The following is a 26,976-nucleotide window of genomic DNA, read 5'->3' on the forward strand; positions in this document are numbered from 1 at the left end:
TGCTGCGCGTGTTATTTCGGCGCCGAGGCGCCCGCGAAGCGGCCCCCGCTCACGGCGCGCTGCACGAGCAGACCGCTGACGAATGCCCAGTTCTTGGCCCGGCGTGCCACCTGCAGCGCATACGTCAGCACTGCGACCGTGCGCACGCGGCCGTGCAGCACATGCGGCATGGCCATCTTGGCGCTGCCCTGGAAGTGCAGCGCCATCACGTGCACCATCTCGCCGGCGGGCGTGACCAGGCTGGGCCGACCGTCGACGTACACGATGCGCTTGGCGCCGCCCCGAACCTGGAATTCGTTCACAAGCAGGTTGTGGCCGCCGTTGATGTTGTGGTCGATCACCCGTCCGCAGAACACCCGGTTGATGGGGTCGGCGTTTCCGCTCGCCTGGGCCCAGAGGTGGAGCAGGGTCATGTCCGACACCCCGCCGCGCACGCCCCTGGCTGCGAACCGGGCCGCAATCGAGCGCAGCTTTCTGCGGCCCGCGGGGGTGGCGTAGGTGTTGAGCACGAACGCGATGAAGCGCTGAAGGCCCGTGGCGGTCCAGTAGCTGACGTGCGGCGATATCTGGCAAGGATCCCAGCCGTCGCGCGGGCGCATGTACGAGCCGGAAAAATCCGCCTTTCCCGCCACGCGGCGGATGTGCGTGCCAGCGCCGCGAAACAGCAGCACATCGCTGTCGATCAGCACGAACTCGCGGCATTCGGGATGCGCCTTGAGGTATTCGGCCAGCAGGAAATAACGCCGGAAGCAGATCTTTTCGAACTCCGGCGGGTTGCTCGACAGGTGCACATAGTTGTTGCACAGGCGCTCGTAGTCGGGGCCGGCGTCGGTGCCCGCCAGCACGACGAGGTGCTCCTGCGCCAAGGCCGCGGACTCGCGGCAAAGCAGCAGGGTCTTGTTCTGGCGGTCTTCCACCACGATGAATGCGAGAGCGTTGGTCATGGGGTGTGGACGAATGGCGTGGGTTGGTTGGTGCGAGGGCAACAAGGAGCAATAAGGAGCAAGGAGCAAGCGGCGCTCAGGGCCGCGGCGCGGTGGCGCTGCGCACCAGCGCGACGTGCGTGGGTAGAAGGCGCAAGTCCGCGTCCAATGGCAGGTCGAGCGTGAACAGCCCCCCGCGCGCTTTCGCGTCGGCAATCCAGTCGCGCACCTGGGCGGCCGTGAAGCGCGGCGGCGTCGGCTGGGCCCAAGACGCCCCGAGCGGTGTGAGCACATGGAACGCCAGGCCCGATGCCAAGGCGGCGGAAGGCGCCGGGGGCTGCAGGAGCTCCCCCGCCATGAGGTTCTGGCACGGCGCGGCCTTGGCGCTGAAGCGCTGCGGACCTTCGCCGGCGTTGAAGGCGAGCCACCGCTTCGGCGCGCCGGTGCGCGCGGCGGCGCAGAGCCCGTTCCAGTCTTCCGCCGACATGTCCTTCGTGTTGTAGACACCGTCGAACCACCAGCCCTTGGCGAGCGCGCCGTAGTGCTCCGACCATTCGCGAATCACCGCGGTCCATCCCGCGATGAAGCGCGCGGGCGGCGGCTTCTGCTCCGAGACATCGCCCAGGCAATCCATCAGATAAGCGTCGCCCTGCGGCGCGCGGAAGGGCAGGTAGAGCATCAGCGCAATGCCCCGGCGCTGCAGGGCGCGGCCGATCTCCATCGGCAGGTCGCGCGGCGGCCGGTTCTCGATGCTGCCCGGGCACAGCAGCTCCAGCGCGGCATTGGGCGCGATGAACTGGCCGTTGTTCTGGCCGAGCGTCAGGATGAGGTAGGAGGCCCGCATGCGGGCGAGCGACGCGGCAAGCGCGTCGGCATCGAAGCGCGCCACATCGGCGATGGATTGCTTGTCGGGCAGGTAATGCACCATCACGCCGAAGCCCGTCACCGGCGGAGCGGCCGATGCCGCGCAAGCCGCGCACAGCAGCCATGCCGGGACAACCCGCCGAAGAGCGCCTGCAAGCCAGGTCATTGCATGGCCCCCGCGAGCGAAACGGCTTCATGCTTGAGCGTGAGGTAGCGCCTTGCCACCGTGCCCGGCGCGCAGGCCTCGGCAAGCGGCCAGGCCGGCTGCTTGGAGCGGTGCTCGGCCAGGTAGCGCGACAACCCGTCGAGGCCGCTGGAGCCGTTGCCGACGAAGAAGGCGTAGTCGCCGAAAAGTTCCCTGTGCACCGGAATGTCCGACAGCAGCAGCGGCACGCCCAGCGTGGCCGCCTCGGCGGCGGAGAGGTTGAAGCCCTCGAAGGCCGACAGCGAAATGAAGGCGGCCGCGCCGCAGTACAGCTGCGACAGCTCCTTGCGCGAGACCAAGCCCCTGTGGCGCACGCAGCCGCTGATGGCGGGGCCCATTTGGGCGGCCATTCGCTTCACTTCCGCCGCGCCGTTGCCGGTAACGTCCAGCCAGTCGACCAGGCCCTCGCGCTTCATGCGCTCGAACAGCTTCAGCGTGCCGTCGAAGTTCTTGTGCGGGTAGTAGTGGTACGAGGCGATGAGGTAGCGCTCGCCGATGGCCGCCGCGCGTGCCGGCTTGACCGGGCCCGGCGGGCCGGGCGAGCGCGTTGCATCCACCGGGTTGAAGATGACGGTGGGGTGCTCGCAGCGTCCGAAGTACCGTTCAAAATCCTGCTGGCTGCTTCTGCTGATGAACACCACATCGGCCGCGCTGCGCGCCACGCGCCGCAGGCACCAGTCGAGCCACAAGCGCTTGGTGCGGCTGAAATACTGCGGGTAGGCCTTGTACTGCAGGTCGTGGATGACCACGATCGAATCGCGGTGGCGCCCGAAAAGCGTGAACGGCAGGAAGTAGTTGGGAAACAGCGAGAACACCGTCTCGCCGGACACCAGCGCCCGCAGCCGGTGATAGTTGTAGAGCACTATTTCCAGGAGGAACCGGCTGATCTTCAGGCGCTGCGCGGCGGCGTAGATGCCCGGGTGCCGCTCGCTGATCGGCTGGATGTGGTCGCCCTTGCACATGCGCATCCTGCGCAGCAGAAGATCGGACACGTTCAGCACACCGCCCGCGCCCCTGTTGAGGCTGATCGAGTCGTAAAAAAGGTATTTGTACATGGTGAAACCTCACGTCGTGCCTTGGGCGTACATCGCCGGCCCGCGGCGCGGCTGGCGAAACCGCGAACTCAGCAGCCCGGCAAAAACCGCCGCAATCAGCCCCGAGGCCGCGAACGGGCCCCATCCCAGAATCGGCCCTCGCATGAACGGCACGTAGGCGGCCATCAGCACCAGCGCGCTGAGATAGGAGCCCGACAGCGCGGCATGCGGTTGAACCACCTTGTCGAGCATGCGGAACAAGGCCGAGATCGCGACGCCCAGCATCACGGGGCCCACCAGTCCGAAGTCGAAGTACGCAGTGGTAAAGGGCGGCAGCGAGAGGTTGCTCTGCGAGAAGTTGCCCAGAACCGCCGGCCATCCGAGCGGATCGAATTCCGGAAACATCTTCAGGCTCCGCGGCAGCACGAAGGAGAAGGCCGACAACAGATAGCGACCGAGGCCGAGCTCGGGTTCGGGCGCGCGCTCCAGCAGTCCGGCCACGATGAACATGGCGTCGAAGTCCTGGCTGTAGGGGAACGTGGTGAGCGACTCGCCCCAGAAGCTCCCGCGCGACACCAGGTTCAGCACCGGGCCAAGGCCTGCGATGGCGCCGAAGATCAGCATCGCCATCAGCCAGCGGCGCTTCACGCCGAGGCCGTAGATGAGAAGCGGCAGGAGGCCGATCAGCAGGATCTGCCGCGGCGTGTTGACCGGGTAGGCCGCAATGCCGGCCAGCACCAGCGCAAAACCCGCGGCACACCACGACCAGATCGTCCGGCGGCGGTACGCGTGGATGGCCAGCGCCACGAAGCACATCAGCACGATCAGTTTCGGCAGCGTCGAATAGATGATGAAATCGACGGGAAGGTTCGACCCCTCGTCCGGCAGGCCGCGCGCGATGAAGTTCAGCTCGGGACGGATGAACAGCGACGCGAACGCTGCGACCGTGCCGCTCAGCAGCAGCAGCACGGGGTGCGCAACGCCGGCGATCTGCGTCTCGGGGACCCCGATCCCGCGCGTGAAGGCGGGGGGCGCCGCCTCATGCATGCCGAACCGGGCGGCCTCCACGCCCGCCATGTACAGCAGCAGCAGCGTGATGGCTTGCGTGTGCGCCCCTGCGCCGATGACGCCCGTGTCCCAGAACGAGACGTCGGCGGCGATCTGCATGGCCGGCGCCACCGAGAAGTACGTGAGGATCGCGGTGTAGTGAATCAGCAGGAACGTGCTCTTTCCCGGGGCGCCGAGCATCGCAAGCTGCACCAGCGAGAGCACGCACACCGCCGCGTAGCCCCAGACCGGATCTACCTGGGCGCATGCGAACGCAGCCGCGACGCCGAACCAGAAGCAGAGTGTTCTCATGATGGGCCTTGTCGGTCGGGGTGTGGGCTTTCGGCTCAGGCGTGGGCGATCTCTTGGACCGGACGGATCGCCTCCTGATAGGCCGCATAGGTGCGGCGCAGGCCTTCTTCGAGCGGCACCGTGGCGTGCCACCCGATGGCGGCGGCACACGAAACGTCGAGCAGCTTTCTGGGCGCGCCGTCCGGCTGGGAGGTGTCGAAGCAGATTCGGCCGCGGTAGCCGACGACATCGCCGATCAACCCCGCCAGTTCGCCGATCGACAGGTCTTCACCCGTGCCGAGATTGATGTGCGCGCACATGGGCGTGGTGTGCTGCTCGTAGCTTTCGCGCGTCATGTCCATCACCGCAATGCAGCCGTCGGTCATGTCGTCGACGTAGAGAAACTCGCGCCGCGCGCGGCCGGTGCCCCAGATCACCACCTCGGGCGCGTTCTCCATCTTGGCCAGGTGAAAGCGCCTGACGAGGGCCGGCACCACGTGGCTGTTCTGCGCGTGGTAGTTGTCGCCGGGCCCGTACAGGTTGGTCGGCATCACGCTGCGGTAGTCGATGCCGTGGGAGGCGCCGTACTGCCGGTTGTAGCTCTCGCACAGCTTGATGCCTGCAATCTTGGCGATTGCATAGGGTTCGTTCGTCGGCTCGAGCTTGCCGCTGAGCAGCGCATCTTCGTGGATGGGCTGCTCGGCAAGCCGCGGGTAGATGCAGCTCGAGCCGAGGAACAGGAGACGCCTGACGTTCGCAAGGAACGCCTGGTGCGTGACATTGGCGGCGATCAGGAGGTTCTGGTAGATGAACTCCGCCGGGTAAGTCATGTTGGCGTGGATGCCGCCGACCCTTGCCGCCGCGAGATAGACCTGGTCGATCTGCTCGGTGGCGAAGAACCGGCGGACTGCCTCCTGGTCGAGAAGATCGAGCTCCTCACGGCCGCGCGTGACGACCTCGTGCCCGAGGCCCCGCAGGCGCTTCATGAGCGACTGACCCACCATGCCACGATGACCAGCAACGTATATACGCATATATTCTTTCGGTTGAAGGTTGAGGATTGAGATGCCGGGAAAAAGGAATGCACGGACCTCGGCGCCTAGCCGGACCCTTTTGCGCCGGCGACCACCAGGAAGGTCTTCAGCAGGATTGCGATGTCCTGGCGCAGGGACAGCGTGGCGACGTAGTCGGCGTCCATGGCCGCGCGGCGCCGGTAGCTCACCTCGCTGCGCCCGCTCACCTGCCACAGGCCGGTGATGCCGGGCCGCACGGAGCAGTAGTGGGGCCAATAGACGCCGTACAGGTCCTTCTGGGAGAACATGCAGGGGCGCGGGCCGACCATGCTCATGTCACCCTTGAGCACGTTCCAGAACTGCGGCAGTTCGTCGAGGCTGTATTTGCGCAGGAATGCGCCGAAGGGCGTGATGCGCGGGTCGTGGTCGAGCTTCTGGTACATCGCCCATTGCCGGCGCGCGGCTTCGTTCTCGCGCAGATGGCGTGCCAGCACCGCATCGGCGTCGGGCACCATCGAGCGGAACTTGTAGAAGCTGAAGACGCGCCCGTCCCGGCCGTAGCGCGGCTGCCTGTAGATCGCCGGGCCGCCCGACGTCAGCAGCACGCCGAGCCATACGAGCGCATAGGCCCACCCCAGGAACAGGAAGAAGCCGCATGCCATCACGATGTCCGCGCCGCGCTTGGTGGCCATCAGCAACCGCGAATTGCCCGCCCACTGAACGGGAGCATTGGATGGCAAGGTGTTCACGCTGCCGCTCCCTCGCTCGCCGTCGCAGCCACGGTTGCGGGGCGGGGCAGTTCCGCGACCACGGTCGGGTAGTCGTGCACCCGCAGCCGGTAGGCGCCGTACCGGTAGGCGAGGCTGCCGTAATAGCGCTGGCGGGTGTCCAGCGCATTCAGCACCACGCCCTGGAAATGCACGCCGGCATGCCGAAGCTGCTTCACGCTCTCGGTCAGGTCGCCCAGTTCGTTGTCGCCGGCACGCGCGACCATCAGCAGGGTGCCCATGCAAGTCGCCATCTCGACCGTTTCCGAGGCGAGCAGCGTGGGCGGCGTGTCGACAATCACCATGTCGTAGCGCGCCGAAACCTTCTCGAGCACCCGGGCGAAAGCGTCGCTCGTGAGAAGGCCCGCCGGGTCGACCGGCAGCGCGCCTGTCGTCATCACGTCGAGATGCGGCAGAACCCCCTTGTGGATGGCATTGTCGAGTTCGATGGAGCCCTGGATCAGCTCCGAGAGCCCGCCATTGCGCTTCAGTCCGAAGCGGGGTGCCACGCTGCTGCGCCGCAGGTCGGCATCGATCAACAGTACGCACCGCCCGCTCGAAGCAAGCACCGCCGCAAGGTTGGCCGAGACGAAGGTCTTGCCGGCGCCGGGCGTGGCGCTCGAAATCATGATCCGGTTGTTCAGCGCGCGCGGCATCGCGAACTTCAGTGCGGTGCGCAGCCGCCGCAAGCCCTCGAGCGCCGGGTCGTCCGGATGCGCCGCCGCCAGCAGGTGCACGCCGGGCTTGCCGTGGAGCACGGCGCGGTCGAGATGGCGCTGCTGGTCGCTCAGCGTGACGGTGCTGTACACGTCCAGGCCGGTGTGGGTTTCGATCTCCGCCGGGCTGGCGATGGTGTTGCGCCATGACCTGCGCAGGAAGGTGGAGGCCGCGCCGAGGAACAGGCCGGCCAGCAGCGCAAGCGCCATGGTGATCGAGGTCTTGGGCCGGATCTGCTTTTCAGGCGTCAGCGCCTGGTCGAGCACGCGCACGTTGCCAATGCGCCCTTCCTTCGCGAGCCGCATCTGCAGCGAGCTGTTGAGCAGCGACACGTAGAGGTCGGTGTTGACCTTGATGTCCCGCTGCATGCGCAGCGAGTCCTGCTGCATCATCGGCATGCGGCGGATGCGCTGTTCCACGCCGCCGAGCGCCCTCTTCAGCGAGGCGATCTGCGCGTCGATGGTCATGACGCTCGGGTCCCTGGCGGTGAAGCGCTCGGTGAGCTCGAGCCGCTTCTGGGTCGCATCGAAGAGCTTTGTCTGCAGCTCGATGTTTTGCGACAGCGCGTTGCGCGCCTCGTCGTCGAGGCTGATCGTTCCGTTGCGGTTGCGGTACTGGTTGTAGACCTCTTCGGAGTCTTCCAGCTGCTGCTTGAACTTGGGCAGCTCGCTGCCCAGGAAGTTGAGCGCGCGCTGCGCCTGCGCCGTCTTCTGGTCGATGTTCACGCGGACATACAGCCGTGCGACTTCGTTGAGCAGGTTGGCCAGCTGCGTTCGGTTGCCGGTTTGCCAGCTCACGTCCATGACCGAGGACTGCTTGCCTTTTTCGATCACGCGCAGGTCCTTCTGCAACTCGAGCAGGGTGAGCTGCTTGGATTGGCGCACCAGCGAGAAGGCGGCGCCCGGCAGCCCCGAGACGGAGCCCACCAGCAGGTGCACCGGGCCGAGCGGGGTTTCGGCGTCGAGCAGCGTGCCGACCTTGCCTTCGATCGGCGCATCCAGCTTGGGGTGCGTCAGCGTGTAGGCGCCGTTCGCGCCCGTGGTCAGCAGGAAGCGCGTGCCTTCCAGATCCGTCGGCACGTCCAATTGCGCGACCACGATCCGCTCATTGCCGCTCACGTAGCCCGAAAGGCCCGCGAAGCCGGGCTCGGAGAGTGTCTTCGCGCGGCGTGCCAGCCAGGGGCCGACGATCGGCACATAAAGCGGCTCGGCTTCGATGTAGAGCTTGGTGTTCTCGATGGCCTGTCCGAGCACGAGGCGCGACTTCAGGATCTCGGCCTCGCCCGCCGTCGGCGTCTTGGCGTTCAGCGCACTGCTTGCGGAATCGCCGACCAGCGTGCCGCCCGAGCGCTCGGGGTCCTCGACCTGGATGAGTACGTTGGCTTCGTACACGCGCGGCCCGAACATCGCGTAGGCCGCGCCGATCAGCAGCGCCACCGCGGTGAACTTCGCGATCTTCCATCGGTTGTCGATCAGCAGGTCGACATGCTCCCGCAGTCTTGAAGGAGGCTGCTCGGAAGCCGGCGCCGCATCTGTTGGGGCGGTAACCATGGGTTGCCAGTGCGCATTCATGAGTTCACCTTTTTGGGTTGCCTGGACGGGGAGGGAGGGTTCAGCGGCGGCTTGCCGTGCCGCCGAGGTTCACGACCTGCGCGGCGGGAAGAATCAGGCTGATGACGCGGTTCCATCGCACCAGCGGCACGGGGTCGATGTAGACGACGTCGCGCGGCTGCAGCGGGAAGCGGTCGGCCAGCGCCAGCGCCACGGGGTTCTTCGCGTCGAGGTGGTACACCTCGGGCACGTCGCCGCGCGAGTTGCGCACCACGTAGATCTGGCCGGTCGACGAGGTCAGCAGATCGGGGCCGCCCGCATCGCCCAGCGCCTCGTTCAGGCTCAGCCGGCCGTTGCGCATCAGCAGGGCCGAGGGGTTGCGGATCTCGCCCATCACATACACGCGGCTGTCTTCCCGCGTGCCCACGTTCACGATGTCGCCGCTCTGCAGCGGGATGCGGCTTGCGTCGTAGCCGTAGCGCTGCAGCAGCGGCAGATCGATGGTCAACGTGCGTTCGCCACGCGTCAGGTTCACGCGCGAGCGGTCGGCGACGGGGGTGATGCTGCCGGCGCGGTTGAGCGCTTCGGCCAGCGTCATCGGCACGTCGGTGAAGATCTGCAAGCCCGGCGTGCGAACCTCTCCTTCCACATAAACGCGCCGGCTGCGAAACGACTGGATCCTGACGCTGACCAGCGGGTCTTTGACGAAGGGAGAGATCCGGCGCGTGATCAGTTGGGAGGCGGCGCTCTCCGTCATGCCCTCGACCTTCGTGCGCCCGATGTAGGGAAAGCTGATCTCGCCCTGTCCATCGACGATGAAACCGGGCGCCACGCTCACGCCCGTCGGGTCCGACTGCTGCGAGATGACCGCGCCCGCATTGGGCATCAGCTCCGGATGGCGGTACACCACGATGCCGATCACGTCGCCCGGAGCGATCGTGTAGGCCGGTGCCTTGCCGAAGAGCTTCTGCACGTCCGCCGGCACGCCCTGCGGTTCCTGCGCGGCGCGCGTGCGGATCAGCTCGGGCGTGATGGCGACGATCTTCGGCTCGCCTTCGGCATGGGACGAGCTCCAGCCCCCGGTGGAGGGCGTTCCGAAACCGGGAATTCCGCAGCCACCCAGGCACAGCGGCAGCACGAGCAAGGCCACCGATCCGATCCGGCGTCGAATGCGCGCACGGGCCGGAGCTTGGGTGGACGCGGGTGCAACGGGTGCGCCGCGCGAGGAACTGGCTGAGTCGAGGTGTGCCATGGGGTGTCCTTTGCTCGTTGGGGTGGGGTCCTGTAAGTCCTGGAATGAGTTCACTGCGGGACGTAAGCGCCGCGCAGCGGGCGCTCGGCGGCGGCTGTTGCGGGGCTGGCGGCGTTGCGGCGTTCCGTGCCGGCGCCCCAGGCGCATGCGGTCACCCAGTCGCCGACCGACTGGAGGAAAAGCTGCTGCCCCTTTGCCGTGCAGAACGTGTGGTCGAGTTCGCGCATGAACTCGTACTGCAGGGCTTGCGTGAACGGTTCGCGCCGGAACGGGCCGAGCTGGTCGCGGCCGTGGTCCGAGACATGCAGCGAGCCCGAATACAGCAGCTGCACCGCCACCTTCCGCTCGACCAGTCGTTTCATGGTGGCGCCGAACCAGACGGCATTGACCTCGGGCGCCTTTCTTTCCGTGAAGAAGCCGGGCAGCGCCTTGGTCGAATAGCTGCGCAGGAAATGCCGCTGAAGCCAACGCTTGGCCTTGCCCGCGAAGGCCGGATGCGCGGGCGCCGCAATGGCACGCCGCACCGTGCGCTCCCAGCGGGCGCGCCGTTCGGGGAACGCGAAGCCGTCGAACAGCGAAAGCGCGACCACGCGCGTGTCCGCCTCGGCCACCGACATGGCGTGCTCCACGCCCGAGCACATGGCCACGATCACGAACTGCCGGATGCCCAGCGTACTTTCGAGCAGGTCCATGCCGGCCTGCAGGTCATGCATCGCGCGGGTCTGCAGGTCGTGCGCGAAGTCGGATGCGTCGCTGTCCCCGACGCCGCCCAGGTCGAAGTGCAAGCTGCACACGCCGCGGGCGGCCAGCACATGCGCCAGCTTGACGTTGATGCGGCGCGGCCCGATGCGATGGTTGGCGCCCATGTTGAACATCAGGCAGGCAACGGTGGCGGGCATCTGGAGCGAGGGGCTGGTGACCGTGCCGACCAGCGAGTTGCCGGAGCCGAACCGGACCGGGTTGTGTGTCATGTCATTCATGGAGAGCCCCCTGCAGGCGGTTGAGCGCGTCGGCCGGGACCATGGCGCTGTTGGGATAGGGATCGGACGTCCAGTCGAGTCGGTGCTCGAAGTAGGCGAGCCGCACCGGCATGTAGCGCGACTGCTGCTCGGCCGCCCATTGCGCGGTCTGCTCGTCGTCGGACCCTGTCAGCACCAGCGTGTCGTGCAGGGCTGTGAGCGGGAGCGATTCGGGCATGAGCGCGGCGAGCTGCGCGCGCAGCGTGGGCGAGAGCGACGTGCCCAGCGCCTCCTCGGGCATTGCATCGGGCTCTCGCAAGAGGCTGCGGCGCCACGCCAGGTCGGGAATGCAGAAGGTCGTGTCGATGGCGGCCACATGCTGTTCGCGCAGCAGGCGCGCATAGCGCCGGCCGTCGATGACCGGCTCCCACAGCACCAGCCGCGCCGGGTCGCAGCGCCCGTTGCGCGCCGCCAGCACAGCCAGGGTGGCGCCGAGCCGCGCACCGACCCAGACGATGCGGCTTGCCGGTGCCCGCCGGCGCAGTTCTTCATGCGCCGAGCACAGGTCGCGCCGCCAGCCGTCGAGCTCGCCGTCTTCCTCGTCGCCCGGCGAGTCGCCCGTGCCGTAGAAGTCGAAGCGCAAGGTGGCGATGCCCGTGCGCGCGAGGCGCTCGGCCAGCACCTTGAAGAAGCGGTGGGTGCGCATGCCTTCCTGCCCGAAAGGCGGGCAGACGAGCACCGCGGTGTTTCCGGGCTGCGCTTCTTCGGCCGCGTGGAACAGGCCGAAGATCTGCCGTGAAGCGGGGCCGAACAAGAATGGATAGGGGGTCATGCAAAGCTCTCCGTTGCCCCGCTCGGCACGCTGGCGCGGTTGTGCGTCTGGCGCCATTCCGCGATCGATCCCACGCTGTCCATGCGGGAAGGCGCGGGTTGCAGCACCAGCCACAGAATGCGGCCGGCGACCGGCACCTCGACGCTGCGGCAGTCCGCCTCCACCCCCACCTCGAAGCGCTCCGGAGGCACGATCAGCCCGAGGCCGATGGCCTTGAGGCAGGCTTCCTTGCGCGTCCAGCAGGTAAGGAAGGCGCGGTCGCGCTCGTTGGCGGGCAGGGCGGCCAGCGCTTCGTTCTCCAGGCGCGTGAAATGCGTTGCGGCGAGCGCCAGTGCATCGGGCACCGGGCGCAGTTGCTCCACATCCACGCCCAGCGGACCGCGCCCGCCGATGGCGATCAGGCCCAGCCCCTGGCTGTGGCTCAGCGAAAAATGAACGCGCGGCCAGCCCAGCAGCGAAGGCTTGCCGAATGCGCTGTGGGTAAAGCGCAGCGCATCGGCGCGCCCGCCGGTCTGCTCGGCCAGTGCGTACCGCAGAGCGGCATGCGCAGCCACGAAGCGCGTCCGGTCGAGGGGGAACCGGAACTGTCCGGCGCGTGCCTGCTCCTCCCTGGAGAGGATCAGCGCGGCGCCGGGACCGGCGCAGTCATCCAGGTCGAGATACCGGCAGACCGGCGCGTCGACTGAAGAAAGGGCAAAAGCCGCGTGTCCCATGATGGCTCACTCCTTGCGCAGCCAGCCGCCGAAGGTGCGGCTCAGAAGGCCTTCGCCGCGCGCCGTGCCCTTGAGGTTGCCCAGGGGCAGCGGGGCAAGTTCCGAGAGGTCGGCGCTGTCTGGCGCTTCGTGGGCGGACGACGCGATCTGCCCGAGGTTCTCGAACAGGTAGCGGCGCGAATGCACGCGGTAGCCCAGCGTCTGCTCGGCCTGCTGGAGCGCCCGCAGCACGAGCAGCGAATCGCCGCCGAGGTCGAAGAAGTTGTCGGTCGGGCGGATGTCGTTGACGTCGATGCCGATCACCGAAGCCCAAATCTGCGCGAGCCGCGCATGTTCCGGATTCAGGAGGGTGTCGTCCGCCTTCGGTGCCGCGGCAGCGCCGTTCACCGGTGCCGAAGCCTTGTGCGGATCTACCGCGGCGAGCTTGCGCAGGTAGACGGCGCTGGTGGAGCCTTCTTCGCTGGAAAGTTCGGCCAGCGTGGCTTCGGGATGGTCGGCGGCCCTTTGCAGCAGCTCGAGATAGCGGTCGCGCAGCTGCGCCCCGGTTTCGCGCAGGTAGATGTCCGCGTTGTAGATCAGCGCGCCCTCCAGCCCGTGCGGCTTGTCCATCAGCCACATGCCGATGTCGTCGGTGGCGCCGTGCTGCATCAGGTGCAGCTGGCGGGTCTGCAGGCTGCCGAGCCGGCGTGCGCGGTCGCGGGCGTCCTGGAACGAGAACATCGACTGGTACGGGCCGACCGCCCGGATGCGGGCGCCCAGGGCGGGCTCGGCCATCAGTCGCTCGAACGGCACCTGCTGGTAGTTCATGAGCGACAGCAGCTCGCGCTTCACGTAGCGCATGAACTCGGTGAGCGACTGCTCGGGGCCGACCTGCAGCGTCACCGGCAGCACGTTGTTGAAGAAGCCCATCACGTCTTCGGTCTCGGGCTGCTGGCGGCCCCGCACCGGGTTGGCGATGACGATGGTCTCCGATCCGATGACCCGGCTCATGGTGAGCGCATAGAGGCCGAAGGTCAGCATGCTGAGCGTCACATCCATGTCGCGCGCAACCTTGCGCAGCTGCTGCGTGGTCGAGAGATCGACCCGGACCCACTGCGCACCGCCCTGGCCGCTCTTGCCCGAACGCCGCGGCATGTCGGTGTTGGGCTGGCGCGGCATCGGCGCGTCGGCGAAGCGCTTGAGCCAGAAGTCCAGCTGCTCCTGGAAGCCGGGCTCCTTCATCCAGTTCGCCTGCCATTCGGCATAGTCGCCGTGGGTGGTGGAAAGCGGGGGCAGGGCGTGCGGGCGCCCGCGCTCGGCCGCGTCGTAGAGGGCGGAGAGTTCGCGCTGGAGCAGGTCGAAAGACCAGCCGTCCCAGATCAGGTGATGCGGCACGAACACGAAGACATGCTCATGCGCATCGAGCTGGAACACCGCCGCATGCATCATCGGCGCGCGGTGGATGTCGATGGGCCGGTCGGCAAGCTCCTGCATGCGCTCGGCCAGTTCGGCTTCGCGCTGGTCGGCCGGCAGGTTGCGCAGGTCGATGAAGGGCAGCTCGAAGTCCACCGCCTCCGACATTGCCTGAACCGGCTGGCCGGTGTGCGGGTCGGTCGCCATGCGGGTGCGCAGGGCGGGTTGGCGGCGAATGATTTCCCTGAACGCAGCCTCGAAGCGCGCGGCATCGAAATTGCCGGTCAGCCGCTGGGCGGCGGGCGCGTTGTAGACCGAGCGGCCGGGGTGCAGGTCCTCCATGAAGCGGATGCGTTCCTGCGACGGCGTCAGCGGAGCCGTCTTGCGATTGAAGCGGCAAGGCAGCGGGGCCTGCACGCCGGAGCCCGCGCTCTGCAGGCCCTCGACCACGGCAGCCAGGCGTTCGGCCGTGGGCGCCTCGAACAGCGACCGCAGCGGCAGCGTGATCTTGAACTCGCGGCTCAGCAGCGTGGTGAGGCGCGAGGCCAGGAGCGAGTGGCCGCCCATCGTGAAGAAGTCGTCCCGCATGTCGAGGCCGGGCAGGCTCAGCACCTTCTCCATGGTGGCCAGCACCTTGCGTTCGCATTCGGTGCGCGGTGCGGCGCCGCGCCGTGCCTCGTCGCGCGAAACCGCTTGCGGCGCCGGCAGCGAGACCCGGTCGACCTTGCCGTTCGGCAATGTGGGCAGGGCCTTCAGCGCGACCACGTGCTGCGGCAGCATGAAGGCCGGCAAGTGTTCGCGCAGGTGCGCCATGAGCGCGTCGTGATTGAAATCGACGCCGGGCGTCAGCGCAAGGTAGGCCACCAGGCGAACGTCGCCGGGGCTGTCTTCGCGTGCCACGACCACGCAGCGCGACACGCCGGCCGCCTCGCGGCAGCGCGCCTCGATTTCGCCCGGCTCGATGCGGTAGCCCCGCACCTTGAGCTGGAAGTCGAGCCGGCCGAGATGCTGGATCAGCCCGTCGTTGCGCCAGCGGCCGCGGTCGCCGGTGCGGTACAGCCGCTTTGCCGTGCCGAAGAGGCGGGCGGTAACGAAGCGCTCGGCGGTGAGCTCGGGGCGGTCGATGTAGCCCTGCGAAAGACCGTCGCCCGCAATGCAGATTTCACCCGGCACGCCGATGGGGCAGGGCTGCAGGTCGGCGTCGAGAATCCAGATCTCGGTGTTGTCGACGGGGTGGCCGATCGACACGCCGCGCGATGCAACGGTTTCGGGGTCGACCAGCCAGGCCGTGGAGTACACGGTGGTTTCGGTCGGCCCATAGCCGTTCCAGAGTTCTGAAAGACGCTCGCACAGCGCAAGCGCGAAGCTGGGCCGCAGCGGCTCGCCGCCGATCCAGCCGCGAAAGCCGGGTGCGCCCGGCCATTGGGCGTCGAGCAGCAGCTGCCACATGCCGGGCGTGGCCTGCAGGAAATTGATCTGCTCTTCCTGGAGCAGCGTGCTCAGGCGCACGCCGTCCATGGCCAGCTCGCGCTGCACCATCACGATCTCGGCGCCCACTGCCAGCGGCAACAGCAGGTCCGGCACCGCCATGTCGAACGACAGCGTGGTCACCGCGGCAATGCGGTCGCTGGCGTTCATGCCGGACTTCCTCTGCATCCACTGCAGCAGGTTGGCCACCGATGCGTGCCGCGCGGACACACCCTTGGGCAGGCCGGTGGAGCCGGAGGTGTAGATCACATAGGCAGGGTCGTCCGGGCCGGCGTCGTCTTCGCTCGCGGGCAGGGGATCGCCGGAGGCCTGTTGCCAGGCGCTGTCGCGGTCGATCTCGAACACCTGTTCGCCCGCGCCCTCACGCCAGCTGCGCGGCGCCGCGCCAATATCGGACGAGGTCAGCAGCAGGCTGAGGCCGGCATCCTTGGCGTAGTGGTCGAGCCGCGCCTGCGGAAACCCGGGGTCGAGCGGCACGTAGGCGGCGCCCGCCTTCAGCACGGCGACCATCGCAAGGACCATCTCGAGGCTGCGCTCCAGGCACAGGCCCACATGCTGGCCGCGGCACACGCCGCGTTCGCGCAATGCACGCGCGAGCCGGTTGGACTGCGCGTCGAGTTCGGCATAGGTGAAGATTCGCGCGCCGTCGCGCACGGCAGGGCGGTCAGGCTGCAGGGGCACGCGGGCCAGGAAGCGTGCGAGCGCATGCGGCGCGCCTTCCAGCGCGGTGGGCGGCGGCTGCAGCGCAATCAGCTCTTTCGCGCCTTCCGGCGAGAGCACCTCGAGCCGGCCGATGGCCTCGCTCGGATTGCGCGCGGCCGAGCGAAGCACGCACTCGAACATGTCCAGCCAACGCTGCACGCTGGCTTCGTCGAACAGGTCGGTGTTGTATTGCGCCTCGATCTGCAGCCCGCCGTCGAGCGGGCGCAGGTTCAGGAAGAGCTCGAAGTTCTCGTACTGGCGGGGAATCGTGTCCTGCGTGACGTCGAGGCCCGTGAACGCCTGCGTGCTGCTGGCCACGTCGGGGTCGACGTTGAACACCACGCTCACCAGCGGCAGCCGGCTCGGGTCGCGCTGGAGCGAAAGCTTGCCCAGCAGCGCGCCGTAGGTGAGCGCCTGGTGGTCGAAGGCGTCGAGCACGGCGGTGCTGCACTCGCCCATCAATGCATCGAAGCGCATCTGGCTGTGCGCGGAAAGGCGCAGCGGCAGCAGGTTGACGCAGTGGCCCACCAGGTCGGGCATGTCGCGCGCGATCTGGCCCGACGCCGGAATGCCGACCACGATGTCGTCCTGCGCGGTGAGGCGGTGCAGTGTCGCGACGAGGCCGCTGAGCAGGCCTGCGAACAGGCTGGCGCCGGTTTTCGCGCTCATCGAGCGCAGGGTGGTCACAAGGCGGCGGTCGAGCAGCCGTTCGGTGCGCTGCGAGCTGAAGGTGCGCGTGGCGGGGCGCAGGTGGTCGACCGGAAGCTCGAGCACGGGTGGGATCCCGCCAGGGAAGCGCTCGAGCCAGTAGTCGACATGCACCTGCATATCGGGGTGTGCGGCTTCGGCGGCTTCTTCCGCGGCAAAGCTTGCATAAGCCGGTGCCGCCTTGAGCCGCAGCCCGTTGCCGGTCTGCTCGGCATAGAGATGGCCGAGCTGTTCGGTGATGACCACCCAGGACCAGCCGTCGCACACCACGTGGTGCGCCGACATGACGAGTTCATGCTCGGCATCGCCGAGCCGGTACAGCACGGCGCGGAACAGCGGGCCTTGCTCCAGCGAAAAAGGCGTGCACACGGCGGCGTCGTGCGCGGCCTTCAGCGCTTGTGCACGGGCTTCCGGCGAAAGGCCGCTCAGGTCTTTCTGTGCCATCGGATCGTCGCCGGAGTGGCCGACCAGCATGCAGGTGCCGTCCGGCGAAATCGTGGCGCGCAGCGACTGGTGGCGATCGACGAGCCGGGCCACGGCACGCGCCATGGCATCCGGATCGAGTGGACCGCGCATGCGAAGCAGCACCGATTCGTTGTAGGCCAGCGAGGCTTGGGTGCTCATCGTCGCGCCGAGCCAGACCTCGCGCTGCGATTCCGTCGTCGGGATGACGCATTCGATAAGGCCCGCGGCGGCGGGGGGGCGAAGAACGGCGTTCATGCTGTGGCCTTTCCATTGATGAGATGGCTGGGAGAGGAGGTGTCCGGCACGTACCAGAAGGGCTGGCCGTCGATGTCGCGGGCGAGGACCGAGCCGTCTTCTTCCTGGTCCTTGCGGTAGTCGAAGCCGGTGATGACCGTTGCGCGGCGCGGCAGGAATCCGGATTCCTGCATTTCGGCCACGGACTCCTTGAATGCGCGCTGGATGGTCGCGATGTCTTCCTCGCTGTGCGCGCTGGTCAGGAAGCACGGGAAGTTGTCGAGGATGTGCACGCCGCGGCTGCGCATCATTGCGAACAGAAGGTCTTGCAGCGGATGGTCTTCGAGCCAGCTCACGCGCCAGAGCGAAGCGAAGTGCCTGATCGCGATGGGCGCGCCCACCTCGGCGCACCAGGCCGTGAGCTCCTCGGCCATGGTGCCGGTGCTGGTGCTGAGGCCGATCTGCAGCACGGGGCCAGCTTCTTTCAGATAGGTGAGCGATGCCTTGGCCGCGGCCAGCGCGAGCGGGTGCCGCACGAAGGTGCCGGCAAAGTACGTCACGCCCACGCCGGGAATGGAGTCGTCGCCGTACTGCCAGGCGCCGCCGTCGAGCGCGTCCATGAACTCGCGCTTGCCGGCAATCACGCCCACCGGGAAGCCGCCGCCGATCACCTTGCCATAGGTGGCAAGGTCGGCCCGCACACCGAAGAGTTCCTGGGCGCCGCCCAGCCCGACGCGAAAGCCCGTGATGACTTCGTCGAAGATCAGGCAGCTGCCGCTTTGCGCGGTGATGGCCCGCACTTCTTCCAGGAACTCGCGCGGCTGGAAGTCGGGTCGGCGGCTTTGCACCGGCTCGGCCAGCACGGCAGCAAGGTCTTCGGCGTTCTCGCGAATGAAGGCCAGCGCCTCGGGCGTGCCGTAATCCAGCACGCGGATGTCGCCGAACATGCCGCTCATCACCCCCGGCGCGGCCGAGAGGCCCTTGCCGCCCTTGCCGGCGCGAACCAGCACTTCGTCGAAGGTGCCGTGGTAGGAGCCCGTGAACACCACCACGGTGCTGCGCCCCGTGACCGTGCGCGCGATGCGCAGCGCGGCCATGACCGCTTCGGAGCCGGTGTTGCAAAGCGCCGCGCGGTCGCTGCCCGTGAGCTCGCAGATGAGCGCCGTGACGTCGGCGGCCAGCGGATGCTGCGGGCCGATTTCATAGCCTTCGTCGAGCTGCCGGCGTACCGCTTCCTGCACGAAGTCGGGCTGCCAGCCGAACATGTTCATGCCGAAGCCGTTGAGCGCATCGACGTATTCGTTGCCGTCGATATCCCAGAGCTTCGACCCCTTCGAGCGCTCGATGACGATCTGGTAGGTGATCTCCTTGGTGAGCGGCCGGAAGCCGTTGACCACGCGCGGGTCGGCCATGTGGGGGCGGTTGGCTTCGGTGAACTGCTTGCTCTTTTGCGTGCGCTCCACATAGCGCCGCATGAAGGCCGCCAGCCGCGCCTTTTGCCGGCCGGTCGGCTCGGTGGTGCGCTGCGTGTGGATCCGCGCGATGGCGCCGAACGCCTTCGTCACGTCGTAGCGCAGCGGCTCTTTGGATGCAGCGGGTTCGTCGGCGGCGGGCAGCGCGGCCGTTGCCTGCATGGCTTGCTGCGTCGCCGGTTGCATCGTTTGCGCCATCGCGCTGAAGGGCACGTCCACCCCCGCGCCCGACAGCAGCGCGAGCTGGTGGCGCATCAATTCCATTTGCTGCGTAACCAGTTGTACAAGCGGCGTGGCGCCAATTCCGCTGCCCTGAAGCGGCGTGTACACCGGCGACCAATGCAGAGGCGCCGGGACGACGCTGGCCGTTTGCGCAGGTGCGGCGACGGCGGTTGGAGCCGGCGCGGATGCCGCGGCTGCGGGTTCGGCCACCGGCTCCGGCGGCAGGCTCTCGCGCAGGAATGCGGAGAGGGCGTCGAAGCTGCGGTAGCTCTCCATGAGCTGGCGAAAGCTCAGGTTCACCTTGAAGCGCTTCTTGATCTGCGTGGCAACCTGGGTCAGCGTGAGCGAATCCAGGCCGAGTTCGCCGAAGGCAGCGTGCCCCTCCGCCTGGGCCATGTCGATGCCGGAGATGTCTTCGAACAAGGTCCGCAACCGCGCGTCCAGCGACGGGGCGGAAGAAGTCAAGGCGGAAGAAGCAAGTGGCGGGGGCGCTGCAGCAACTGTCACGGTCGTCTCCAAAACGGGGGGTGGAACGAAAAGGGCGGGCGTGGGCGGCGCGGCCTCCGGCGAAATCGCCGGCTTTGCCGCAGGGGCCGCGATGTCGACCCAGAAACGCTTGCGCTCGAACGGATAGGTGGGCAGGCGAACCCGCTGTGCGCCGGTGCGCACGGCGAGGCGCGACAACTCGATGTCGGCACCGCAAGTCCACAGACGGGCCAGCGCCAGCCGCAGGGTGCGGGCCTCGTCGGCCGGCTCGCCATGCAGCAGCGACATCACTTCGCCGGCGCCGTGCTGGCGCACCAGCGTTGCGAGCGCGTTGCGGGGGCCGACTTCCACGAAGAGCGGCCGCGCGGTCTCCGCCATGGCATTGCGCACGGCCGGCGAGAAGTGCACGGTGCCGCGCAGGTGCTGGGCCCAGTAGGCCGAGCTCGTGGCCTCCGCGTCTTCAAGCAGCCGGCCCGTGAGCGTCGAAAAAATCGGAATCGTCGGCGGGTGCAAGGCCACTTCGCCGACCAGCGCTTCGAAAGGCGCGACGGCGCCGTCCATCATTGCGGAGTGAAACGCATGCGAGGTCTGCAGCGGGCGGCTTGGAATGTCTTCTTCCTGCAGCGAGGCTTGCAGGGCCGCGATGGCATCGAAGGGACCGGCGGCCACGCAAGCCGTGGGGCCGTTGTCCGCGGCAAGCGACAGGGACGGACCGAGCCTGGGCTCGAGTTCGGCGGCGCCAAGGCGCACCGAGAGCATCGCGCCCGCGGGCTGGGCCTGCATGAGCGCTCCGCGGCGGGCAACGAGGCGGGCGGCGTCTTCGAGGCGCATCACACCGGCCAGCACCGCGGCCACGAACTCGCCGACGCTGTGGCCGATGAGCGCGTGCGGCCGCGCACCGAGCGAGAGGAGCCTGCGTGCGAGCGCATATTCCAGCGCAAAAATGGCGGGCTGAGTGACGGCCGTGGGTGCCAGCGCATCGGCGTCGTCTCCGAACATCCGCTCGCGCAGGTCGAATTCGAGCGCGCTGCCGAAGGCTTTCAGGCAGGCGTCGAACGCGGCCGCGAAGACGGGGTCGTTCGCGTGCAGGTTCTTGCCCATGCCGGCGTACTGCGCGCCCTGGCCGGGGAACATCAGCACCAGTTGCGGCGCGCGTGCATCGACGTGGCCGCTGACGCGCCACGCGCTGTCGTTGCCGCGCAGCGCGGCGATGGCTTCGGCTGCATTGCCGGCCACCACGGCGCGGCGGAAAGCGTGTGCCTTGCGGCCGACGCCGAGCGTGTAGGCCACATCGGCCAGCGGCACCTGCGGCGTTGCATCGAGGTGCGCGGCGAGCTGCTCCGCGGCCACCGCCAGCGCGGCCTCCGAGCGGGCCGACAGCGGCAGCACGTGCGGACCCACCGCGCTGGTCGAGGCGGGACGCGGGGGTGCCTCTTCGACGATGACGTGCGCGTTGGTCCCGCCGACACCGAAAGAGCTGACGCCGGCGCGCCGCGGCTCGCCGGTGCGCGGCCACGGCTGCAGGCTTGGGGTGACGTAGAAGGGCGTGCGCGCAAAGTCGATCGTCGGGTTCGGCGCGGTGAAGTGCGCCGTCGGCGGAATCACTTCGTGGTGCAGCGCAAGCGCTGTCTTGATGAGCCCCGCGGCACCCGCGGCCGTCACCATGTGGCCCACGTTGCTCTTGAGCGAGCCGAGCGTGCAGTAGCCCAGCGCATCGGTGTGTTCACCGTAGGCGCAGGCCAGCGCCTCGACTTCGATCGGGTCGCCCATCGGCGTGGCCGTGCCGTGCGCCTCGACGTACGAGATGCTGCGCGCGTCGACGTTGGCAGCCGCCAGCGCGGCGCGGATCACGGCGGCCTGTCCGTCCACGCTGGGCGCGGTGAAGCTCGCCTTGGCGCCGCCGTCGTTGTTCACGCAGGCGCTGCGCAGCACCGCGTAGATGGTGTCGCCGTCAGCCTGCGCGTCGGCCAGGCGCTTCAGCAGCACGACCGAGGCGCCGTCGCTGAACACCGTGCCCTGGGCCTGCGCATCGAAGCTGCGCGTGCGGCCGTCGGGCGAAAGCATCGAGCCTTCCTGGTAGAGGTAGCCGCTGCGCGTCGGGCAGGTGACGGACGCGCCGCCCGCCAGCGCCATGTAGCACTGGCCGGTGCGCAGCGCATGGAAGGCATGGGCCACGGCCACCAGCGAGGTCGAGCAGGCAGTGTGCACGCTTACCGCGGGGCCCGTGAGGTTGAGCCGGTTGGCGACCCGCGTGGTGATGTAGTCCTTCTCGTTGGCCAGCATCACCTGGAACTCGCCCACCGCCTCGATGAGGTCGGGCCGCGTGCTGACGTGGCGCTGGAAGTAGCTGGCGTTGTACATGCCGGCATACACGCCCACGGGGCCCGGCGCGGCGTCGGGCACATAGCCCGCGCGCTCGAGGCACTCCCAGCAGATCTCGAGGAACACGCGCTGCTGCGGGTCCATCAACGCGGCTTCCTTCGGGCCGATGCCGAAGAAGGCGGCGTCGAAGTTCTCGATGCCTTCGATCACGCCGCGGGCCCGCACATAGGCCGGGTCCGTGCGCAAGGCTTCGGCCACCCCCGCATCGAGCGTTTCGTCATCGAAGAAGCTGATGGTGTCGCGGCCGGCGACGAGGTTGTCCCAGAATTGCTCGACATCCGCAGCGCCTGGAAAGCGGCCCGCGGTGGCAATCAGCGCGACGGCATCCGACATGTCGGCTGTGTTTGCCGGTGCCTGGTTTGCGCGTGACCGGGCGGCGGCCGCAGGCGTTGCATCACCGGCCGGTTCCAGGTGGGCCGCCATGGCGCTCGGCGTCGGATGCCGGAAGAAGAGGTTGGTCGAAAGCGACCGCGTGCTTTCGCGCTGCAATTCCGCCAGCACCTGCAGCACACGCATCGAATCGCCGCCGAGGTCGAAGAAGTTGTCGTTCCGCCCGACCTTCCCGATGCGCAGTGCGCGTGCAAAGGCTTCGCACACACGTTGCTCGGCGGCGTTGCGCGCTTCTTCGAACGGCTGCGCGAGTTCGGGGCGCTCGCCCGCGGGTTCGGGGAGGGCCTTGCGGTCGAGCTTGCCGTTGGCCGTGACCGGGAGCTGCTCGAGCCAGACTTGCGCAGAGGGCAGCAGCGCCGCGGGCAGGCGTGCCGCAAGGTGCGCACGCAGCGCCTCCCAAGAAAGCTTCTGCGAACGCGCGACAAGGTAGGCGACCAGGCTCAACTGCCCATCGGCATCGGGCCGCGCGACGACGGCGCAGCTCTTGACGGCAGGATGGGCGAGGATGGCCGCCTCGACCTCTCCGGTCTCGATGCGATGGCCGTGGATCTTGACTTGCCCGTCGCGGCGGCCGATGAATTCGAGGGTGCCGTCGGGCAGCCAGCGCGCGAGGTCACCTGTGCGGTAGAGGCGCTCGCCCGGCGCGCCGAACGGATCGGGCACGAAGCGTTCTTCCGTCAACGCGGGTTGCCGCAGATAGCCCCGTGCCAGACCGTGGCCGCCGATGCAAAGCTCGCCCACGAGGCCCGTCGGCAGCAGGTCCATCGTGGGGCTCAGCACGCGCAGCACGGTGTTATTGATCGGGCGGCCGAGCGGCACGGAGCGCAGGTCGGCAGGCAATGCGGCGGGAATGCGGTAGGTCGCCGCGAAGGTCGTGCATTCGGTCGGCCCGTAGCCGTTGCTCAGCACCAGTTGCGGAAGCGCCGCCAGTGCGCGCCGCACATGCGGCACCGACAGGGCTTCGCCGCCGGTCAAGAGGTGCCGCAGACCCGAGAGATGCGCCGGGTCGTCGTCGATCACCGCGTTGAACAGCGCGGCCGTGAGCCAGGCGGTGTGCACGTCGTGGCGTGCAATGGTGCGGGCCAGGCCGGCGCCCGTGGGCACGCGCTCGTCGTGAATGACGCAGCAGCCCCCGTTGAGCAGCGGACCCCAGATCTCGAGCGTCGCGGCATCGAAGGCGAGCGGCGCGGCATGCAGCATGGCGCGGCCCGCAGCCAGCTCGACATAGCCGGCATCGACGACCAGGCGGAGGATTGCGCGGTGGCAGATCTCGATGCCCTTGGGCGTGCCCGTCGAGCCCGAGGTGTACATCACATACGCCACCGATTCGCCGTCGATGGCCGGGGCGCTCCAGGAAGCGGGTGCGTTGTCTTCGGCGCTTTCGAACTCCCCGGATTCATCGAGCAGCAGCAGGGCCTTGGGCACAGGCACGAGATCGCGGTGCGCGGGCGTGGCGATTACCTGCTGCGCGTTCGCCTCGTCGAGCATGTAGGCGATGCGCTCGGGCGGGAAGTCCGTCGGAACCGGCACATACGCCGCGCCCGCCTTCAGGATGCCGAGCTGCGCGACCACGGCCGCCATCGACCGGTCGAGCAGCAACCCGACGCTGTCGCCCGCCTGCACGCCCAGGTGCTGGAGCCGTTGGGCTAGCCGGTCGGAACGGCGCTCGAGTTCGCCGTAGCTCATCCGGGCGTCGCCCTCGGCAAGGGCTACGGCATCGGGAGCGGTCGCGGCTTGGCGGCTGAACACTCCCGGCACGGTGAGGGTGCGGTCCAGCGGCGCAATGGCCTCGTTCCAAATGGCGAGCTGGTGCTCGCAGTCGGCGGCGGGCAGGGTGCGGATGTCGCCGAGTGGAGCGTCGGCGCGGTCGAGCAGGTCAGCGGCGGTGTCGGCGATGGCCACGAGCAATTGCTCGATCGATGCGGGATCCAGAAGGCCGGCTGCGGCGTCGGCGTGAAGGCACGGCGAGTCGGATGCGGTGCTCAGCCAAAGATGGAGGGGAGCCTCGGCTTGGGTTTGGGTGGGGGGAGTGTCGGCGTCGCCGCGCAGCCAGAGAAAGCCCGGCGATGACTCAGGTGCGGTTGCTTCGGTGGTTCTGGCTGTTTCGGTTACACGCCGGCGTTGCTGGTCCAGCGCGGAGAGCCAGGCGCTTGCCGGCTGCTCGGAATCGAATGCTGTGGCAAGCGTGGCTTGCCTGGCGACTGCTTCCGATGCGCTCATCACCGCTTCGTGCAGAACCGGCTGTTGCGTGCCGAGCCAGCGTGCCTGCAACAGAAGCCAGGCTGCTGCAAAGGGGGTGTCCGGCAATTGCCCGGCGGCTCCGGCCCATTGCCTCCAAAGCCGCATATTTTTCGGTCCAATCACCATTGAGATGACAATTCGTTCTGCTGTTTTCGAATTGGACAGCGAAACGAACAAGTCGCCCAAGGCTAGTTGGGGGACTTCGAATTGCGCCGAAAAGACGGATTGAAATTTCATGAAAAAACTCAAATGAGTAATATTGGCGGATGGATTTAATACGGAAACAGGACATCGGGTGAAAGGGAAAGGAGGTAGTACGTTTGGTCATATTTCGCTGTTGATCCTAGGGGCTTTGACGGAGACGGTGGGTGCAAATGTTGGTCAAGTTACAATCTAGAATCAAATGTTACATAGATGTACTACCTGATATCGCGTAGACAGGGTAGCTAATGGCTCGATTCGAGTGGGTAACCAGCACTCGAAGTCGGGCTCAGTTCTCCGGTCTGCGCGAAAGCAGCGTCTCGTGGCATGTCCATGAGGGAACCAATGTAAAAATTCAGAAGCATTGGCGCATGAGCGGTGTGCCCCCTTTCGGGGGAGACAATCGCCCCGTTCCCCTCGGGCGCAACCATGACAAAGCGCCTGTATGGCGCGCCGGCCCTCTGTGGCAGGAGGAATCGGGTGCCCTGGCATTGCGCCAGGGAGGCTTGTCTTTACAAGTCGTATCGGTCGCTGGGTATGGCTCGAGAAGCTCAACCCTCAGTGGCTGAAACACGACGTGCCTGAGGCGAGAACTATGGATGTACGGGTCTGGCTGGGTAAGAGGGCCGTGTTATTAATTAGCCCAGCTTGTAACCGCGTTAAAAATTTTCGCCCGGAAATCGAAAGTCATGTAATTCTTGCGCAATAACTTGTCTCAACGTTGTCGCAACTTTGAAGGATTCCAAATGTTCCGGGACATCTTATTGCCAAATGTGACGCTGAAGGCTTCCGGTGCTTACTTTGAGTCAGGGCTTCGGAGTAAAACCGATGCCATTACCGCGAACGCCACCTATTTTGGAAACGCGCAGTGGGCTCAGGAATACCTGGACTTTTGCCATCGCGACGCATATTTCAGGAGCCGGTGGCTCGCGGCTGCCGGCGACTGGACCAACAAGGTCGTCATCGATCTTGGCTGCGGACCGGGCAACATCTTTGCCACCCTGGGCGGAAAGCCGCGGCTGCTGGTCGGCGTGGATGTCGCCCCCGGCTCGCTGGAGCTGGCGGCAAAGCTGGGCTATACAGCAGTGTTGGCCGACGCGGCCTATACGCCTTTTCGCTCGCACGTGGCGGACATCGTTGCCATCAATGCGTCGCTGCACCACTGCGACGACATGGCTAAGGTGCTGCGCGAAGGCGCCCGCCTGGTCAAGCCGCACGGCGTGTTGGTGACCGATCACGATCCGCAGCTCTCCGCCTGGGACTACAAGGGCATTGCCAAGCTCATGTGGGATGCGCGGCTGTGGGTGTACCGGGCAATCCGCCATGGCTTTCACAAGACCGGCAGCCAACAATCGTGGGGCTTGAAAACCGAGGTTCATCACCGGCCGGGCGATGGGGTCACGAAGGAGTTCTTCCAGTCGACATTGGAGCCCCTGGGTTTCGATGTTCGCGTTTATCCTCACAACCATCAGATCGGCGCCGAAGCGCTCAGCGGCGTCGTGGGGCCGGCGCAATGGAAATACCGCCTGGGCAATGTGCTGTCCGGCCGTCGGCCCTATGCAGCTACCAGCGCGTTGTCATTGATGTGCGTGGCCAAGCGCCGCGGCGACGCGCCGGCAGCGCCAGCGGCGGAATGAGCCTGTCCCGACAATAAAGAGGAGACACCCATGCTTTCATCCCTGACGCCCAGCGCCTATGAGCGCAAGTTTCTGGACAATCAGGACGAGAACCTCTTCATGGGGTCCTTCGAGAGTTTTGCCGCCGCAGAGGCCGGGGCGCCCGCTTCGAAGGCGGTCGGCTACGACAACGCCGAGGCGGCTTGGGAAATCTACAGTCACCAGATTTATTTCTATGACTACCCAGGTCTTTTCTGGCTCTCGAGATCGATCGACGCGGGCATGTCCCGCGTGTTCGATCTGGGCGGGCATGTGGGCATCAAGTACTACGCCTTCCGCCGCGTGATGCCCTATCCCGAAAACCTGCGCTGGACCGTTTGCGACGTTCCGGGCGTGGTGCAAACGGGGCGTGAACTGGCCGTGCAGCGCGAGGTGACGGCGCAACTCGCCTTCACCACCAACTATGAAGACGCCAGCGGCTGCGACGTGCTGTATGCCTCGGGCAGCCTGCAGTATTTGCCGATCCGGATTTCGGAGATCGTCGGGTCACTCGCCGTCAAGCCGAAACGCATCGTGCTGAACACGACGGCGGTTCACCCCGAACGAACGATCTATACGCTCAACAGCATCGGGTTTGCCGTGTGCCCTTACCGCATTCAGCACGACGAGGAACTGTGGGCCGAACTGAGGAAATGCGGATACAAGCGGCGCGATGCCTGGCGCAACGAAGGCAAGCTGATCGAAGTGCCGTTCGTCGAGGGCGGCGACAAGCCTTACTACGCGGGGTGTTGCTTCGACCTTGCCGCGTAG

The 26,976-nt window shown here is 67.2% G+C and carries 15 protein-coding genes; 2 read left to right on the top strand and 13 right to left on the bottom strand.

Annotated elements, in window-relative coordinates:
• Positions 1-11: 11 nt before the first annotated feature.
• From ABIC94_RS21370 to ABIC94_RS21430, 13 genes are all read right to left on the bottom strand, one after another.
• Entirely contained in the window at positions 12-944 is a 933-nt protein-coding gene (locus tag ABIC94_RS21370; RefSeq protein WP_354374984.1) for a hypothetical protein, read from the bottom strand.
• Positions 945-1,020: 76 nt separating this feature from the next.
• Positions 1,021-1,953: a hypothetical protein gene (locus ABIC94_RS21375; protein ID WP_354374985.1), complete on the bottom strand. Its 933-nt coding sequence runs from the start codon at positions 1,951-1,953 to the stop codon at positions 1,021-1,023.
• A complete protein-coding gene (locus ABIC94_RS21380; RefSeq protein ID WP_354374986.1) occupies positions 1,950-3,047 on the bottom strand; it encodes a glycosyltransferase in 1,098 nt (365 codons plus the stop codon). Before ABIC94_RS21380 ends, ABIC94_RS21375 begins: the two co-directional genes overlap by 4 nt.
• A 9-nt stretch (positions 3,048-3,056) precedes the next feature.
• Positions 3,057-4,385, bottom strand: a complete 1,329-nt coding sequence (locus ABIC94_RS21385) for a hypothetical protein (RefSeq protein ID WP_354374987.1) — start codon at positions 4,383-4,385, stop codon at positions 3,057-3,059.
• A gap of 35 nt (positions 4,386-4,420) precedes the next feature.
• The gene (locus ABIC94_RS21390) at positions 4,421-5,398 is read right to left on the bottom strand and encodes a GDP-L-fucose synthase family protein (protein ID WP_354374988.1); all 978 of its coding nucleotides are present in this window, start codon (positions 5,396-5,398) and stop codon (positions 4,421-4,423) included.
• Between the two features lie 65 nt (positions 5,399-5,463).
• A complete protein-coding gene (locus ABIC94_RS21395) occupies positions 5,464-6,126 on the bottom strand; it encodes a sugar transferase (RefSeq protein ID WP_354374989.1) in 663 nt (220 codons plus the stop codon).
• The gene (locus ABIC94_RS21400; protein ID WP_436318070.1) at positions 6,123-8,432 is read right to left on the bottom strand and encodes a polysaccharide biosynthesis tyrosine autokinase; all 2,310 of its coding nucleotides are present in this window, start codon (positions 8,430-8,432) and stop codon (positions 6,123-6,125) included. Before ABIC94_RS21400 ends, ABIC94_RS21395 begins: the two co-directional genes overlap by 4 nt.
• A 40-nt stretch (positions 8,433-8,472) precedes the next feature.
• Positions 8,473-9,663: a polysaccharide biosynthesis/export family protein gene (locus tag ABIC94_RS21405; protein WP_354374991.1), complete on the bottom strand. Its 1,191-nt coding sequence runs from the start codon at positions 9,661-9,663 to the stop codon at positions 8,473-8,475.
• A gap of 50 nt (positions 9,664-9,713) precedes the next feature.
• Positions 9,714-10,643 (bottom strand): hypothetical protein, encoded by a 930-nt coding sequence (locus ABIC94_RS21410; protein WP_354374992.1) that lies wholly within the window; start codon positions 10,641-10,643, stop codon positions 9,714-9,716.
• Positions 10,636-11,454: an alpha/beta fold hydrolase gene (locus ABIC94_RS21415; RefSeq protein WP_354374994.1), complete on the bottom strand. Its 819-nt coding sequence runs from the start codon at positions 11,452-11,454 to the stop codon at positions 10,636-10,638. Before ABIC94_RS21415 ends, ABIC94_RS21410 begins: the two co-directional genes overlap by 8 nt.
• Positions 11,451-12,167 carry a 4'-phosphopantetheinyl transferase family protein gene (locus tag ABIC94_RS21420; protein WP_354374995.1) on the bottom strand — a complete coding sequence of 239 codons (717 nt, stop codon included), beginning with the start codon at positions 12,165-12,167 and terminating at the stop codon, positions 11,451-11,453. Before ABIC94_RS21420 ends, ABIC94_RS21415 begins: the two co-directional genes overlap by 4 nt.
• A 6-nt stretch (positions 12,168-12,173) precedes the next feature.
• Positions 12,174-17,177 carry an amino acid adenylation domain-containing protein gene (locus tag ABIC94_RS21425; protein WP_354374996.1) on the bottom strand — a complete coding sequence of 1,668 codons (5,004 nt, stop codon included), beginning with the start codon at positions 17,175-17,177 and terminating at the stop codon, positions 12,174-12,176.
• Positions 17,174-24,475: an amino acid adenylation domain-containing protein gene (locus ABIC94_RS21430; RefSeq protein ID WP_436318072.1), complete on the bottom strand. Its 7,302-nt coding sequence runs from the start codon at positions 24,473-24,475 to the stop codon at positions 17,174-17,176. The genes ABIC94_RS21425 and ABIC94_RS21430 overlap by 4 nt, the downstream gene beginning before the upstream one ends.
• Before the next feature lie 821 nt (positions 24,476-25,296).
• Here ABIC94_RS21430 and ABIC94_RS21435 point away from each other — a divergent pair.
• The gene (locus ABIC94_RS21435) at positions 25,297-26,187 is read left to right on the top strand and encodes a class I SAM-dependent methyltransferase (RefSeq protein WP_354374998.1); all 891 of its coding nucleotides are present in this window, start codon (positions 25,297-25,299) and stop codon (positions 26,185-26,187) included.
• Positions 26,188-26,217: 30 nt separating this feature from the next.
• Complete coding sequence (locus ABIC94_RS21440; RefSeq protein ID WP_354374999.1) at positions 26,218-26,976, top strand: TIGR04325 family methyltransferase; 759 nt, start codon at positions 26,218-26,220, stop codon at positions 26,974-26,976.

Origin of the sequence: Variovorax paradoxus (assembly GCF_040544635.1) — a bacterium.
GTDB classification, from domain to species: domain Bacteria; phylum Pseudomonadota; class Gammaproteobacteria; order Burkholderiales; family Burkholderiaceae_C; genus Variovorax; species Variovorax paradoxus_R.

What these genes read in the sequence shown, in the direction of transcription:
- ABIC94_RS21370 (WP_354374984.1), bottom strand. Translation starts at nt 944, where the DNA reads ATGACCAACGCTCTCGCATTCATCGTGGTGGAAGACCGCCAGAACAAG.
- ABIC94_RS21375 (WP_354374985.1), bottom strand. Translation starts at nt 1,953, where the DNA reads ATGACCTGGCTTGCAGGCGCTCTTCGGCGGGTTGTCCCGGCATGGCTG.
- ABIC94_RS21380 (WP_354374986.1), bottom strand. Translation starts at nt 3,047, where the DNA reads ATGTACAAATACCTTTTTTACGACTCGATCAGCCTCAACAGGGGCGCG.
- ABIC94_RS21385 (WP_354374987.1), bottom strand. Translation starts at nt 4,385, where the DNA reads ATGAGAACACTCTGCTTCTGGTTCGGCGTCGCGGCTGCGTTCGCATGC.
- ABIC94_RS21390 (WP_354374988.1), bottom strand. Translation starts at nt 5,398, where the DNA reads ATGCGTATATACGTTGCTGGTCATCGTGGCATGGTGGGTCAGTCGCTC.
- ABIC94_RS21400 (WP_436318070.1), bottom strand. Translation starts at nt 8,432, where the DNA reads ATGAATGCGCACTGGCAACCCATGGTTACCGCCCCAACAGATGCGGCG.
- ABIC94_RS21405 (WP_354374991.1), bottom strand. Translation starts at nt 9,663, where the DNA reads ATGGCACACCTCGACTCAGCCAGTTCCTCGCGCGGCGCACCCGTTGCA.
- ABIC94_RS21410 (WP_354374992.1), bottom strand. Translation starts at nt 10,643, where the DNA reads ATGAATGACATGACACACAACCCGGTCCGGTTCGGCTCCGGCAACTCG.
- ABIC94_RS21415 (WP_354374994.1), bottom strand. Translation starts at nt 11,454, where the DNA reads ATGACCCCCTATCCATTCTTGTTCGGCCCCGCTTCACGGCAGATCTTC.
- ABIC94_RS21420 (WP_354374995.1), bottom strand. Translation starts at nt 12,167, where the DNA reads ATGGGACACGCGGCTTTTGCCCTTTCTTCAGTCGACGCGCCGGTCTGC.
- ABIC94_RS21425 (WP_354374996.1), bottom strand. Translation starts at nt 17,177, where the DNA reads ATGAACGCCGTTCTTCGCCCCCCCGCCGCCGCGGGCCTTATCGAATGC.
- ABIC94_RS21430 (WP_436318072.1), bottom strand. Translation starts at nt 24,475, where the DNA reads ATGGTGATTGGACCGAAAAATATGCGGCTTTGGAGGCAATGGGCCGGA.
- ABIC94_RS21435 (WP_354374998.1), top strand. Translation starts at nt 25,297, where the DNA reads ATGTTCCGGGACATCTTATTGCCAAATGTGACGCTGAAGGCTTCCGGT.
- ABIC94_RS21440 (WP_354374999.1), top strand. Translation starts at nt 26,218, where the DNA reads ATGCTTTCATCCCTGACGCCCAGCGCCTATGAGCGCAAGTTTCTGGAC.